16 protein-coding genes, 1 other RNA gene and 3 pseudogenes are annotated in these 14129 nt (G+C 48.1%); 14 read left to right on the top strand and 6 right to left on the bottom strand.

All coding sequences use genetic code 11. The features are described 5' to 3' along the window. The first annotated feature begins 36 nt into the window (after positions 1-36). Positions 37-378, top strand: a complete 342-nt coding sequence (bamE, locus tag WG891_RS19320) for an outer membrane protein assembly factor BamE (protein WP_076942699.1) — start codon at positions 37-39, stop codon at positions 376-378. 112 nt (positions 379-490) lie between these two features. Here the strand turns inward: bamE and WG891_RS19315 are convergent, their stop codons facing one another. Next, the gene (locus tag WG891_RS19315) at positions 491-775 is read right to left on the bottom strand and encodes an RnfH family protein (RefSeq protein WP_076942698.1); all 285 of its coding nucleotides are present in this window, start codon (positions 773-775) and stop codon (positions 491-493) included. Continuing rightward, positions 768-1202 carry a type II toxin-antitoxin system RatA family toxin gene (locus WG891_RS19310; protein ID WP_208611208.1) on the bottom strand — a complete coding sequence of 145 codons (435 nt, stop codon included), beginning with the start codon at positions 1200-1202 and terminating at the stop codon, positions 768-770. Before WG891_RS19310 ends, WG891_RS19315 begins: the two co-directional genes overlap by 8 nt. A 161-nt stretch (positions 1203-1363) precedes the next feature. On the opposite strand from WG891_RS19310, the gene smpB reads away from it, so the two are divergent. The 8 genes and pseudogenes from smpB to WG891_RS19275 all read left to right on the top strand — a co-directional run bounded on the left by smpB (position 1364) and on the right by WG891_RS19275 (position 6906). After that, a complete protein-coding gene (gene smpB, locus WG891_RS19305) occupies positions 1364-1846 on the top strand; it encodes an SsrA-binding protein SmpB (RefSeq protein WP_076942697.1) in 483 nt (160 codons plus the stop codon). Positions 1847-1895: 49 nt separating this feature from the next. Next, positions 1896-2259: a transfer-messenger RNA gene (ssrA, locus tag WG891_RS19300) on the top strand. A gap of 204 nt (positions 2260-2463) precedes the next feature. Further along, positions 2464-2667: pseudogene (locus WG891_RS19295) on the top strand (integrase arm-type DNA-binding domain-containing protein); the annotation flags it as partial. Positions 2668-2744: 77 nt separating this feature from the next. Beyond that, entirely contained in the window at positions 2745-3305 is a 561-nt protein-coding gene (locus WG891_RS19290; RefSeq protein WP_337264192.1) for a hypothetical protein, read from the top strand. A 284-nt stretch (positions 3306-3589) separates the two neighbouring features. Further along, positions 3590-5263: a 5'-methylthioadenosine/S-adenosylhomocysteine nucleosidase family protein gene (locus WG891_RS19285; protein WP_337265224.1), complete on the top strand. Its 1674-nt coding sequence runs from the start codon at positions 3590-3592 to the stop codon at positions 5261-5263. A 189-nt stretch (positions 5264-5452) separates the two neighbouring features. Beyond that, positions 5453-5821, top strand: a pseudogene (locus tag WG891_RS19280) (GTPase); the annotation flags it as partial. 32 nt (positions 5822-5853) lie between these two features. Beyond that, positions 5854-5974, top strand: a pseudogene (locus WG891_RS27080) (integrase); the annotation flags it as partial. 464 nt (positions 5975-6438) lie between these two features. Further along, positions 6439-6906: a hypothetical protein gene (locus WG891_RS19275; RefSeq protein WP_337264190.1), complete on the top strand. Its 468-nt coding sequence runs from the start codon at positions 6439-6441 to the stop codon at positions 6904-6906. 240 nt (positions 6907-7146) lie between these two features. Here the strand turns inward: WG891_RS19275 and WG891_RS19270 are convergent, their stop codons facing one another. Continuing rightward, positions 7147-7494, bottom strand: a complete 348-nt coding sequence (locus tag WG891_RS19270) for a DUF6404 family protein (protein WP_337264189.1) — start codon at positions 7492-7494, stop codon at positions 7147-7149. 90 nt (positions 7495-7584) lie between these two features. On the opposite strand from WG891_RS19270, the gene WG891_RS19265 reads away from it, so the two are divergent. Both WG891_RS19265 and WG891_RS19260 read left to right on the top strand, forming a co-directional pair. Further along, positions 7585-8034 (top strand): DUF3617 domain-containing protein, encoded by a 450-nt coding sequence (locus WG891_RS19265; RefSeq protein ID WP_337264188.1) that lies wholly within the window; start codon positions 7585-7587, stop codon positions 8032-8034. 251 nt (positions 8035-8285) lie between these two features. Then, positions 8286-9209 (top strand): DMT family transporter, encoded by a 924-nt coding sequence (locus tag WG891_RS19260; protein WP_337264187.1) that lies wholly within the window; start codon positions 8286-8288, stop codon positions 9207-9209. Positions 9210-9464: 255 nt separating this feature from the next. Here the strand turns inward: WG891_RS19260 and WG891_RS19255 are convergent, their stop codons facing one another. From WG891_RS19255 to WG891_RS19245, 3 genes are all read right to left on the bottom strand, one after another. Further along, positions 9465-9944 (bottom strand): 2TM domain-containing protein, encoded by a 480-nt coding sequence (locus tag WG891_RS19255; RefSeq protein ID WP_337264186.1) that lies wholly within the window; start codon positions 9942-9944, stop codon positions 9465-9467. A gap of 296 nt (positions 9945-10240) precedes the next feature. Then, on the bottom strand, positions 10241-11572 hold the full coding sequence (uhpC, locus tag WG891_RS19250; RefSeq protein ID WP_337264215.1) for an MFS transporter family glucose-6-phosphate receptor UhpC: 1332 nt from the start codon (positions 11570-11572) through the stop codon (positions 10241-10243). 12 nt (positions 11573-11584) lie between these two features. Then, positions 11585-12400 (bottom strand): inositol monophosphatase family protein, encoded by an 816-nt coding sequence (locus tag WG891_RS19245; protein WP_337264185.1) that lies wholly within the window; start codon positions 12398-12400, stop codon positions 11585-11587. Between the two features lie 322 nt (positions 12401-12722). On the opposite strand from WG891_RS19245, the gene WG891_RS19240 reads away from it, so the two are divergent. The 3 genes from WG891_RS19240 to WG891_RS19230 all read left to right on the top strand — a co-directional run bounded on the left by WG891_RS19240 (position 12723) and on the right by WG891_RS19230 (position 14127). Then, complete coding sequence (locus tag WG891_RS19240) at positions 12723-13031, top strand: ArsR/SmtB family transcription factor (protein WP_076944160.1); 309 nt, start codon at positions 12723-12725, stop codon at positions 13029-13031. Positions 13032-13038: 7 nt separating this feature from the next. Continuing rightward, positions 13039-13569 (top strand): rhodanese family protein, encoded by a 531-nt coding sequence (locus WG891_RS19235; RefSeq protein WP_337264184.1) that lies wholly within the window; start codon positions 13039-13041, stop codon positions 13567-13569. 144 nt (positions 13570-13713) lie between these two features. Continuing rightward, a complete protein-coding gene (locus WG891_RS19230; RefSeq protein WP_076944151.1) occupies positions 13714-14127 on the top strand; it encodes a DoxX family protein in 414 nt (137 codons plus the stop codon). Positions 14128-14129: the final 2 nt, after the last annotated feature.

The following is a 14129-nucleotide window of genomic DNA, read 5'->3' as shown; positions in this document are numbered from 1 at the left end:
CATCGGCATCCTATGCCCTAAAGGAATGTGATTACTATGCGCTGTAAAACGCTGACAGCTGCCGCTGTGGTTCTTGTGATGCTGACTGCAGGCTGTTCTACTTTCGAGAAGGTGGTTTACCGGCCTGATATCAACCAGGGTAACTACCTGACACCTACCGATGTGGCGAAAGTCCACAAAGGAATGACACAACAACAGGTTGCTTATACATTGGGCACACCAATGATGCAGGATCCGTTTGGTTCTCAGACGTGGTTCTACGTGTTCCGCCAGCAACCTGGCCATGAAAAAATTACCCAGCAAACGCTGACGCTGACCTTCGACAGCGCAGGCGTATTGACTGATATACAGAATAAAACCGCGCTGACGGCACAGTAAGCCAAGCCGGAGCTGTCATCCGGCCCGTGAGGGAGTGCAGAACCCGTCACGACAGTTCAGGCTGCAACTCGGAAGATAATATTCTGATAAAAAATAAGGCGCTGAGTGCGCCTTATTTTTTTGCTTTTTCCGCCCGCTGGCGACGTAGTTCTTTAGGATCGGCAATCAATGGCCGATAAATCTCCACCCGGTCACCGTCATTCAGCACATCACCCAATTTTGCGGGGCGGCTGTAGATCCCGACTTTATTGCTGTTTAAATCGATATCACTACGCAGCTCAAGCAACCCAGAGGCCAGGATTGCCTGTTCGACGTTACTGCCCGGCGCTAATTTCACCTGGCGCACATACTGGCGCTCTGGCAGCGCATACACCACCTCGACCTGTATATCAGACACTGTAAATCTCTTTTGCACGCTGAGTGAACGCCTGCACCATATTGCCTGCCAGTTCTTTAAACACTTTGCCGAAAGCCAACTCAATCAGCTTGTTGGTGAATTCAAAATCCAGATGTAATTCAACCTTACAAGCCTCTGGGCTCAACGCGGTGAACTGCCAGCCCCCCATCAGCTTACGGAACGGGCCATCAACCAATTGCATATTGATACGTTGGTTATCATGCAACGTATTACGCGTGGTAAACGTCTTGCTGATACCGGCTTTCGCAACGTCAACCGCCGCGGTCATCTCATTAGGGGAAGCGGCAATCACCCGGCTACCGATGCAACCTGGCAGAAAATCGGGATAAGAATGAACATCATTAACCAACTGATACATCTGCTCGGCGCTGAACGGCACCAATGCAGATCGACTGATCTGGGGCATATCATTTCCTGTGAGGCATAAAACGTACAGATAATACCATTTATCTATCGTCAGACAAAAAATCCGCGGCACATTTAATGGTTCAAAAATCTATGAAATTGCGCAGGTACCGACCGGGAAAGGATTTCTTTCGCTGTCGCATCCAGTATAATGCTTACACTATGACAAAGAAAAAAGCATACAAACCCGGTTCCGCTACCATTGCGCAAAATAAGCGAGCACGTTTTGAATACTTCATCGAAGAAGAGATCGAAGCGGGCTTGGCTCTGCAAGGTTGGGAAGTAAAATCACTGCGTGCTGGCAAAGCTAACATCAGCGACAGCTACGTGATGTTTCGTGACGGTGAAGCCTATCTGTTTGGTGCTACCATCTCGCCACTGAACGTTGCTTCGACTCATGTAGTATGCGATCCCACACGTTCCCGCAAACTGCTGCTGAAAAAGCGTGAGCTTGACTCACTGATTGGCCTCGTTAACCGCGATGGTTACACCCTCGTTGCTTTATCCATGTATTGGAAAAATGCTTGGAGCAAAGTGAAGATCGGTGTTGCCAAAGGTAAGAAAGAACACGATAAGCGCGATGACATCAAAGATCGTGAATGGCAGACGGCGAAAGCCCGTATCATGAAGCATGCCAATCGTTAAGCCGCTGGCTTAACAGGGTAAACTTCTGTTATACTGCTCACAGTTACTTGGGGCTGATTCTGGATTCGACGGGATTTGCGAAGCCCTAGGAGCATGCCGAGGGGCGGTTGGCCTCGTAAAAAGCCGCAAAAAAATAGTCGCAAACGACGAAAACTACGCACTAGCAGCTTAATACCCTGCTTAGAGCCCTCTCTCCCTAGCTTCCGCTCTTAAGACGGGGATCAAGAGAGGTCAAACCCAAAAGAGATCGCGTGGATGTCCTGCCTGGGGCTGAAGCGTTAAATCCAATCAGGCTAGTTTGTTAGTGGCGTGTCCATCCGCAGCTGACCGGCGAATGTAAAGATTGGACTAAGCATGTAGTGCCGACGGTGTAGTAATTTCGGACGGGGGTTCAAATCCCCCCAGCTCCACCAAAATTCTCCATCGGTGATTACCAGAGTCATCCGATGAAGTCCTAAGAGCCCGCACGGCGCAAGCCCTGCGGGCTTTTTTGTGTCTGCAATTTGTCCCGCGAAGTCTGATGCCAACTAATTAAATCCAAACCTTTTAGGCACCTTGTTAGGCACCTCATAAAGCATTATTGTTTTTGAGGTGCCTAAAACTATGGAAACCCGGCAATGGCAAGACAAACCAAACCTCTCTCCGTTAAGGAAATCGAATCTGCCAAACCTAAGGAAGCGGACTATGTGCTCTATGATGGCGATGGCCTTGAGCTACTGATCAAATCCAGCGGGAGTAAAATCTGGCAATTTCGCTACATTCGCCCCGTCACCAAGAAGCGAGCGAAAAAGAGCATTGGCCCCTACCCGTCAGTTACGCTTATATGTTTGAACGCCGGGCCCTTCAACGCCAGAACAACAAAGGACAGGCATACCGTCCACTCACATTTGAGGCGTTGATGGCAATCAAGCACGACGAGCCACCGCGCACAGGAGCTGATTTGTTGGCCTTTATGCTCGAACAACTGGATGTTGTGCAGCAACGGATTAAGAATGATGAGCTCAATTCTTGGAAACTTTTTTACAAGGACGATGGTAGTACGCCACAGGGAGAAGAATGTTGCCGAGATCGTTTGATTGGTATGCTTGAAAATACAGGGGGAAGTATCCGATACGTTCCCGAAAGTCGCGTTGTAGATCAAAAACGCGTGGATATCATGTGTGAAACCATGGATTTCAACCTCCCTATAGAAATCAAAAGTTCCTGGAATCGGCAACTTTGGAGCGCAGCAGACCAGCAGCTCCATGACGGATATGTCAGCTTTCATAAAGGCTCAAAGTTAGGCATATACTTGGTATTGTGGTTTGGCGATCAACCCAAGAAACCTCCCCGCCCAGCAGATAAAAGTCCGCTCCCCAGCTCCCCGGAGCAACTAAAGACGATGCTCGAAGAACGTAGCGAGGCCGTTAAGACGGGACGCGTAAAGGTGATGGTAATGGATATGACGCGCAGCCATTAAAGTTACAAGTACTCTCTAAACCTATATTACCAACTGATCGTTCGATCTAACACTGGGGATAGCTCACAGCAATTAAGAGCATTAGTGTAATTACCAGCTTCTTGTAGATACAATGCTCCCCCCAAGCAAGAGCACAAAATTATCACTTAAACCATTGTTAAATAGATAAAAAATGTTGTATAACTAGCTTAATGAATTTATGAACAGGCTTACTGGAAAGCCTTGGAAGTGATTCCTTGGGTGTGGGTTAAATTCCCATCCTGTTCACCCATTTTTCTGGAGTAATGATGAAATATTGCGTCAGACTTGAATGGTTAGTTATCACAAAATTACCATATTCAAATATCTACAACTCTGGCGATAATAAGATATTATTCAACCCTAAAAGTGGTAGGAATTTCCTCAGAGGGATCGGTGGAAATATTTGCTCTCAGTATTCTCCTATAGTATTAGAGCCAACAGCACTTTTTCATTCCACGCTATCAACCTTCAGAGAACAGTATGAGTTTACAGGGAAAAGATTTCCATATGTATCAAGCACTTTACTCCCCGGAATTTCAGCGCGAGTAAACATCAATCTTCATCTATTTGATAATGTCTTGTGTGTTAAAGTGTCTATTAATGACACAGAGATAGACGTGGATAAAAACTTTTCATTTAAGAATATTCAGGATCTCAATAAAAATAATAACATAGCAAAATTAATTAAAAAGATTATTGCAATGATTCTTGATGGGAATCGCAACGCAGTACCTATTGGAACATTACCTAAAATATACCCAGCAATTAGAATTGTTCCACAAGAAAAAGAACACCATAATTGGAAGCTAGAAATGGTGGAATTAGTAACACGTCATGAAAAATTACTTAATTCTGTTGCGGATTTAGTTTTAGAAAAAAACAACGCTCATCAAGTTGATCAATCGCTTATATTGATCGACAAGCAAGGAATTGTTTCATATGTACCTTATGCTGCACCTGAAACAGCCTCAGGAAATCTTCAGAGATATAAAAACTCGGTATCCATATTAGAGCTTGCAGCTATATTAAAAGCACAAATTGAATCATATCAAGTATTGGGTGAAAGAGAAAGTCAGTTAATTAACAATCCTGATGAAGCTATTCCTGACAGTGTTTCCTCACAAAAAGTTTGGACTTTAGTTAATAAAGAGTTGAAGCTTGCAGCCACTTTACAAAGAAATAATAAAAAAATGAATAATTCGCCTATAAAACGTAAGATACTTTTAGTTACTGTAACAGGTATAGAGAGTAAAGCTATTATAAATAATGTATTCCAAATTACCCAGAAAAAATATACATCTTTTACTATTAAGGATACTTCTTATCAGGCTCTTGGGATCATTGGTCAGTCCGAATGCTTTTTATGCATGTCTGAAATGGGGAGTAGTGGTGTTGGGGGGTCCCATACCTCCGTTGATAAAGCAATTCAGAATCTTAATCCAGATGCAGTTATCATGGTAGGTATTGCTTTTGGAGTTGATGAGAATTCACAGTCTGTCGGAGACATACTAGTTTCGCAACAACTTCAATTGTATGATTTACAGAGAATTAATGCAGACAGCTCAATAACGCTCAGGGGCGATAAACCGCATGCATCGTCTAAAATCATAGGCTGGGTTCGTAATGCAATGCTTAGCTGGCCGGATAGCAATGCAAAAGTTGATGTCGGTTTGATTTTGAGTGGGGAAAAATTAGTAGATAATTTCAACTATCGTGATGAGTTGAAGAGATTGGTACCCACCGCCTTAGGTGGTGAAATGGAAGGGACTGGAGTATATTCAGCATGTTTAAATGAAAAGAAAGACTGGATTTTAATCAAAGCAATCTGCGATTGGGCTGACGGAAATAAAAGCGAGAATAAAAAATCACAACAAAACTTAGCTGCAAATAATGCTGCCGAATTTGTTGTTCATTTACTAAACTCCTTGGAAAGCTAGCCTTAGCGAAAGAAAAGAGTCTACAGTTTCCGCACATGGCACAGAACAAACTATGGCATATATTACTTTGATAAAACCACTGATTCTCTGCTAATACTGCAAATAATTTCAGACAGATATCATCTCAATGAGTTCCCCGCATCCTTACCGGATCGCGGGGATTTTTTATTTTCACTCTGAGATATCTGTATGAGCAAATCTGACGGCCTTCAGGCCATCGAGAAGCCGCTGGCTTCCCTCCCTGCCACTGTTCGAAATCTTATTCTCGACCACTTTCACACACTCACCAGATACGAACCTGTGATTGGCATCATGGGGAAAACGGGAGCGAGAAAAAGCAGTCTCTGTAACGCACTATTTGCTGCCAACATTACTTCAGTGAGTGATGTCACCACCTGTACCCGAGAGGCACTACGCTTTCGTCTTTACAGCGGCGAGCACAGCCTGATACTGGTCGACTTGCCCAGCGTTGGCGAGAGTCAAATGCACGATGAGGATTACGAAGCTCTGTACCGCAATATTCTTCCTGAGCTGGATCTGATCCTGTGGGTTATCAAAGATGGGTACACGATTATGGAAGAAAGCTAGTTATGGCATGCCTAGCACGCCCTCTATCCCACAATGAAATCCTCAAAGCCAAGCCTCAAGACAAATACTACACGCTGGCGATGGCCTGTTTCTACTGATCAGAGCAACGGCAAAAAACTTTGGTGGCGAAGCCGATTAGCTGCCCGAATGCGAAGCAAACTGAGTGAAAGCGATCACGAATCGCTTTCGTCTATCAATTAGCGGTTATCGATCTTTATAACCTATTGCAAGCTGACGCAACAGGGCATTTATAGTTTCAGGGTATAAACCGCATACAATCCAAAGCAAGGGAAATTGTATTTGTTCTCCTTCCGGCCTGCTTGCGAGCCTCATCTTTCACATCGTTTAATCAAACTGCGAAACCGGCTCGGCCGGTTTTTTGTGCGGGCTGGCTACCACTGCTATCGGATAACTCAACACTCACTAATATACTAATTTATATATAAAAAAATCAAAAAGTGTGATCGACTTTCCTATGAATCTTTTTTTCTTGGCAGCTTTACCGTAACGTAATGCCTATGCCCCACACCACAGGATTGATGATGACCGCACGAATACCAACCACTGTTTTTACTATATGCGTCTCTATGAGTGACTGGACATATTGCACTGATGAGCACGGCCCTTTTTTCCCCAATGCAGATTTAAAAGCAACGCTGGAGGCCATACACATCAATCTCAATCTCTGTGGTCTATGCGATTACTATTTTGACGATATTGCGGTAGGGACGGGTGACATTCTGGTGTTCAAATCATCAAAACTTACAGATACCTACTTCATCGCAGATCTGTATCGTGGAATGACCGATCAGGTGGATAGTGTCACTTTTTACATCAAGTGCCCTCACCAAGAGGTTATGGAGCAAATAAAATATTATCTACGATGCTTCTTCGATAAGGCTGATTGTCAATTAGCCTATGAGGAAAACAGCGCATCAATAGTGGTCAATAACATTGTTAAGAGCAAATCAGGTGGTGTTTACTGTGTCATAGAAGAAACGGATTACAGGCAAAAAGTTATTTTCAATCTGGATGTTTTATTAATTAAACGATAATCATCAGCATGGAAGGGTTACCACTGCCCTCACAATTCATTGGTCGTGGCCAAGGTGACGATGCTTTATTTGAAATACTGGATGGAAGCGGCCACCGTGGCCAATCACCATTTTTATTCGAGCCTTCATGAATGGGCTGAGAAGCGCATGCAACCAGAACATGAGGAATGGAAAAATTGATAAGGTACTTCGTAATTATCAATGACCGATTTGGCCGTGAAGTGAGAATTAAAACCGCGCTCACAAATTCCCCCAGCCAGGTAATTTTTTCACTTTCCTTAGCCAGTAGTAATATAAAGCCATCCACAAACCAAAAAACAGCCCAGCAAAGCAACTCGTCTGCAACGCCATTAATGCGCCACAACCTTCACTTTTCCAGAGTGTAAACCACATAAATGTGCCCCACAGAGAGCCAAAAAAGCCACCAAAGCAAAGTACATTCAGCCAGAACGGCGCAAAAGGTGGCGGTGGAACGTTGATCCCCAATTTCCACAACAAGCGCGTGAGCAGTGGCGCGCAGCTGCTCCGCCACATTTTTTTCTCTTCCATCAATGCCAATGCACGTCTTTTCTTTTCATCAAAGGTCATAATCGGAACTCCCGTCACTTCGCCGCCCCAAAAGATGCCTGTAAAATACCCTTTTTGGTTATGTGTATTTATACAAGGAGCATTAATTAAATGAAGAAAATGATAATAGTTGCCGCCACTCTTTCCTTGGGCCTTACCCACTTTATCGCGGCTGCTGAGCCCCTGTCCATTGAGCCGGGCTTGTGGCGCGACGGCGGTACCATAATGATCAACGGGCAAGCCCTAACTAACTCACCCGAGGATGATGAAGATGAAGAGTGCGTGTCAGCCGAGCAAGCTAAAGATTTGCGTGCTGCAATGGCGTCAAGCTATAAAGATTCTGGCTGCGAAATCACCTCATGGGACAGGGCTCCGGGAGATAAGCTGGAGATTGGGCTGGCGTGCGTTAACGAAGAGGGGAAATCCAAAGGCAAACTCAGCGGTGTATACACCAGCACCAGCTACGATCTCAAAGGGCGCCTGGATGGCACTCATATCCATGCAGGCCCATATTTTCTCGATATGCATATGTATGGAAAACGAATTGGCGAATGTCATTAATCCGTATTCGCACTAAAAGACGTTCCCCCTTTTGAGACTCAGAGTTGTTGGCTGCGCCAGTCAATCTGGCGCACTGTTCCCACAACGCCCCCATCCCTTTAACACACCAACCCACACAGGGAAAAACAGTCTTATGCAAATTTAGGGTTTATGGCACCCAAAGTCGCAAACAGTGAAGTTAAGCAGGACTTTTCGAGCAGATCTCGCTATAACGAAACGGTATTTCATTTTTCTTTTAAAAGGGATGTTTTGTGGAACGCAGTCCGCTTCTTTTCACCAACAAAAAATTTGTCTTCTTCGGTGCCACCTTCTGCTGTCTCCTGTGGGGAAGCGCCTACCCGGCGATCAAAAACGGTTATGAGCTATTTAATATCTCGCCAGATGATATCCCCAGCAAAATGGTGTTTGCCGGTTATCGCTTTTTGCTGGCTGGGCTCGTACTGTTGATGTTTGCCGTTGCCAGCGGCAAATCAATCACCAACATGAAACCGCTGCATTACAAGCAGATGACTATCTTGGGCTTAACCCAAACGTCGCTGCAGTACGTGTTCTTCTACATTGGCTTGGCGTATACCACCGGGGTCGCGGGTTCTATCATGAATGCGACCAGCACCTTCTTCAGCGTGCTGCTGGCGCATTACCTCTACCAAAACGATCGGTTAAGCTTCAATAAAATCATTGGCTGCGTGCTGGGTTTTGTGGGGGTGATGGTGGTCAATTTCAGCCCCGACCTCACCTTCACCTTCACGCTGATGGGCGAAGGTTGCGTGGTGCTGGCCGCCTTTATCCTCTCGGCGGCGACGATTTACGGCAAACGCATCTCTCAACATATCGACAGCACGGTGATGACCGGCTATCAGCTTGCTATCGGCGGCCTGGTGCTGACGCTGGGCGGCTATCTCTTTGGCGGTAAATTGACAGAATTCGGTTGGCAGGCGTTGCTGCTATTAGGCTATCTGGTTCTGCTGTCATCGGTGGCGTTTGCCCTGTGGAGCTTGCTGTTAAAGTACAACCGTGTCGGCATGGTCGCCCCCTTTAACTTCCTGATCCCGGTGTCGGGTGCCGTCCTTTCCGCTATCTTCCTCAATGAAAGCATTATGGAGTGGCGCAACGTTCTGGCTCTGCTGCTGGTGTGCAGCGGTATTTGGCTGGTAAACCGGATTAAACAGGTCTAAGCCACCGCTTTGCGCGGTAAGCCTGCAAACTTGCCGCGTTGCTTCCTTTCTCCACGAACAGCGCCTTTTGCCGATAACGCAAAAACCCCGCGGCAAAATCCTTGTTGCAACGGGGGAGGGTTGTCAATGTAATGCTTGGGGTCGGTGATAACGCGGGTCATGAACCCGCGTTATTGGCTCTTAATGGCTCACCCTTATAACTTGCGGCGGTTCACTCAGTTCTTGTGTCATCAACAGAAATAAACCTACCCGCCACTATTTTCGCAATATTTTCTGCAAACGCTCCTGCTGCCAGCGGGTCAACCAGTCTTGCAAGAAAAAGACCTTTGCTCCTTGGAGCAGAATAAACATCCCCCAGATGGCCAACGGCCAGATAAACCAGACGCTGGCCGGGGTGATGAAACGGTTGATGGCGTACAGGAACAGGTTCACCACCATATAAACCAGCAGGTTACGGTAGAAGCCGCTCTCTGCGGCAACCCTGGCCTTGGCTCTTTCAATCTGCTGATCCAGGGCATTATCGCGCTGCTCAATATAGGGCTGCTCACCGTTGCCAGAAATCTCTGTCACGCTGATGTTAAAAACGGCAGCAATCGCGCTGAGTGTCTCTAGGCTGGCCTGCTCACCATTCTCGATACGCTGTATGGTGCGCACGCTGAGGGACGAAAGCTCCGCTAGTTGTTCCTGTGACCAGGCTCTGGAAAGCCGCAGTTGTTTAATGCAATTCTGGCTCATGGACATCATCCTTTATAGGCGAATAGAAACTGTGCGCACTATGCAATGAAGCCACGCGCAACAACAGGTCAGCAACCCGACAGTAACCTGACACCTTGCCGACAGCATGAGTAAAGCACAATTCAGCCGCTTGGATAATACGTAGGAAGGCCCGTTTACCATGCAAAGAGCAAGCAGAAGTGATTTGTCACAACGGGCACTGGTAAAATTTTTACCTGCGCGTTATCGCCACCGTTGGCAGGTTGCGTGCATGATCGCTCCCCCTTACCGCGAGGAGCGATTTTCCACACAAACGCTTAACTGGCCGTTAGCGGTTCTGCCCGCCGTGGTTTAACCACCAGCGGCAACAGCAAAAACGCAGAAGCCAAGGTCGTTGCCGACAGCACCACAAAGAAGCCATCCCAACTCCAGGTTTCGAGCACTTCAGCCAGCGGCCAACCAGATAGCCCTGCGCCCAGGTAACCAAAAATACCGACAAACCCGGTTGCCGCCCCGGCAGAATCTTTATGTGCAGATTCTGCCGCCGCGATACCAATCAGCATCTGCGGGCCAAAGATAAAAAAGCCGATAAAGAAGAAACAGGTGGCATTAAACAGATAGCTATCGATGCGCAACAGCCAAATTAACAGCACGCTGACAAAAATGCCGAGCATAAAAATGATATTCATCGGCACCCGGTTACCGGCAAACAGCTTATCCGAGCCCCAACCGGCCACGATGGTGCCGATAAAGCCACCAATCTCTAGCATGGTCAGCGAAGAGTTGGCTTTCACCAGCGAATAGCCGTGATTCTGTATCAGATACAGGTTCCCCCAGTCGTTAATGCCGATGCGCACCACATAGACAAACACATAGGAGATCGCCAACAGCCAGATATATTTATTGGTGAAAATATAGCGTTTTAAGATCGCCATCAGCGGCAGTTTGGCGCTGGCCTGCTCCTGATCGAGCTCTTGCGCATCCTGCCGCCACTGCCCCACGGTCGGCAGGCCCATGGCTACCGGGCGATCGCGCAGGCGAAAGCAAAGGAAGCAACCGCCCACAATCGCAATAAACCCTGGCACGATCATCCCGTAGCGCCAGCCGTAATTCACCGCCAATACCCCTGCCAGCAGAGGGATCACCGCCCCGCCGACGTTGTGCGACGTATTACAGATGGCCCACCAGAATCCCCGTTCATTACGCGAATACCAGGTCGTGAGCAGTTTGGAGCAAGGAGCCCATCCAAAGCCTTGGAAAAACGCATTGGCGATCCAGAACACCGTCAGGGCAAACAGCGAAGAACTGAAGCCAAACAGGATGTTGATCACCCCTGTCAGGATCAGCCCGATGCCCATAAAATAGCGCGGGTTAGCGGCGTCGCTCAGCACTCCCGAGATAAAACGTGAGGCGCCGTACATAAAGTAGAACAGCGTCCCCATCAGGCCAACATCCGCCACGGTCAGCCCCAGATCTTTCAGCATCTCGGGCATCACGTAGTTAAAGCTTTTGCGGGTGAAGTAATACACCGCATAGCCGACGTACATACCGAGCATGATATGAATACGCCAGTAACGGTAGGTGCGGTTAACCTGCTCGGTCTCGGCGATTGCTGGCTGCTCCGGTGCTGATTTCATCCATTTGATCATCATATTCACCTGTCATGCGAGAGAGTTAGGCTGTGAACTGCTGTGATGGGTGAGCGCCGCCAGCACCTGCGCATGCAGTTGCGGATCGCCCGCGGCAACAACGGTGGATTTGGAATACAGGGTGAGCGGCTCGCCGTACCAATCGGTGATTTTGCCGCCTGCCCCTTCGATGATCGGCACCATGGCGCAGTAATCGACCTCGCGCATACCGCCGCTGTCGACGCTGAGATCGATACGGCCTGAGGCCAGGCAACCATAGGCATAACAAGCGGCTCCGTAGATCCGCCATTTGCTGGCTTTGAGCAGATGGTTGTAGCCCGCCCGATGTTCAGGCAGCACAAACTCGGTATTGCTGGTGGACATCAGGGCATCAGCCAGATGTTTACAGGGGCGGGTGGTGATCACACGGCCATTCAGCGTGCTGGGCTGCCCGGCAACGCCGACCCAGCGTTCATCCAGCGCCGGGATATCAATGATCCCAACCACCGGCCGGCCATGGTGGCACAGCGCCAGCAGCGTGCCGTAAACCGGAACGCCCGCGATAAACTGTTTGGTGCCATCGATGGGATCGATCACCCATACCCACTCTTCGTTTTGCGCTTCGGCACCGAACTCTTCCCCCAAAATGCCATGGGTAGGAAATGCCTGGTTTAACTGCTCGCGAATTAACTGCTCGGTTTGCTGATCAATGAGGGTGACCGGGCTGAGATCGTCTTTGGTAGCAAATTCGCGGCCGCCGTAAAGGTAGCGCTGGCGTTCTTGTTTCAGTAACTGACGAGTCCGATCGGCGATGGATTCAGCTACCTGAGTGAAATGCTTCAGTTCCATATTGATGCTCCCAGTTGCAGGTTCTTGTGAACAACGTTGCGGCTGACAGACTCTGTTTAACGGAAGGGAAAAGCCGCCGATGAGTGAAACATCTAACGTTTATATGTATGTTTTTTGTTTGTTTTTTGTTAAACAGAATCATCACTATGGTATTGAAGGGGGTCAGATGCTTGAGGGATTTCTTTAGCGAAGATGGCGAAATTGGCATAACGGTGGGCAAAAACCGCTTCAGGCCAGTATTAACCCGGGGTTAAAAACTCTGCGTGCATTTAACGGATAAATAATTTAGAATTTTCTAAATTTAGAGTTTACTAAAATAATGATGACAACAAACCAAGACCTGCAAGCACTGCTCGCCAGCGCCGATGCTGCATCAAAACTGCTTAAAGCCATGAGCAATCCTCACCGCCTACTGATCCTTTGTATGCTGGTGGATTCCCCTGGCACGGGCGCGGGCGAATTGGCCGCCATCACGGGGTTGAGCCCGTCGGCAACCTCGCAGCATCTGGCCAGAATGCGTGATGAAGGGTTGATTGAAAACGCCAGAGATGGGCAACGCATTAACTACTTCATCAAAAACACCGCCGTGCAGGAAATTATCAGCACGCTAAAAGCCATCTATTGCCCATGAGGATGATATGAACGTAGAAACGATAACGTCACAAGACGCGCAACAGCGGCTAAAGCAAGGGGCACGCTTATTCGACATCCGCGATGCCGATGAATATGCCCATGAGCATATTGCCCAAGCCTGTCTGCTCTCTCTGTCGATGATTGAAAAAGGTGAAAAACCGCAGCCGCTCTGCGAGCAGGATGTGGTTATTTTCCACTGCCAGTCCGGCAAGCGCACCGCGCAGAATGCGGCAGTGCTGGCAACCGCCGCGTCACCGGCCAAGGTTTATCTGCTCGAAGGCGGCATCAACGGCTGGAAACAGCAAGGATTGGAGGTAGTGAAAGATAAAAATCAGCCGCTGCCGCTGATGCGCCAGGTGCAGATTGCCGCAGGCTCGCTGATTCTGCTGGGTGCGGCCTTAGGCTACACGCTCACCCCGCTGTTCTTCCTGCTGCCCAGCTTTGTTGGCGCAGGGTTGCTGTTTGCCGGGCTCAGCGGCTTTTGCGGCATGGCGACGTTGTTAGCCAAGATGCCCTGGAACCAGCAGCGCACCTAGCCTGCCGCCAAGTGGCCCCTTTGGTCACCTTATGCTGCCGGTTTCAAAAATCGTATCTCTCTGCCCACACTAGAAAAAGTGTGAACTTGTTCTAGTCTTTACTAGGTACAACCACATCATTCCGTAGTGGCTAAGGGGTTCACGATGAGCGAAAGTTTAAAAGACAGCACCATTCTGTTGTCCAGAATACTGCTGATGGTTTTGTTTATTGTTTTCGGTTGGATGAAGCTGACCAACTTTGGTGCCACGGTAACGGCGATGGAGGGCTACGGCACCCCGCTGCCCTATCTGGCTGCGATCATTTCTGTGGTGGTTGAGTTTATTTTCGGTATTGCCATTGTCCTGGGGGCTTTTACCCGGCCGCTGGCCATTATTTATGCGGTCTATGTGCTGGGCACGGCTCTGATCGGCCATCCATTCTGGCGGATGACCGGGCCAGAAATGCTCGGCAACGAGATTAATTTCTTTAAAAACATCAGTATTATCGCTGGGTTACTGCTGCTCTCGGTCACCGGCGCGGGCCGTTTCTCACTGGACCATAAGTGGTTTAAACAGTAATT

This window comes from Serratia sp. MMO-28, assembly GCF_037199905.1.
Lineage (GTDB): Bacteria > Pseudomonadota > Gammaproteobacteria > Enterobacterales > Enterobacteriaceae > Chania > Chania oryzae.
This window is presented reverse-complemented; position numbering and strand designations above follow the sequence as displayed.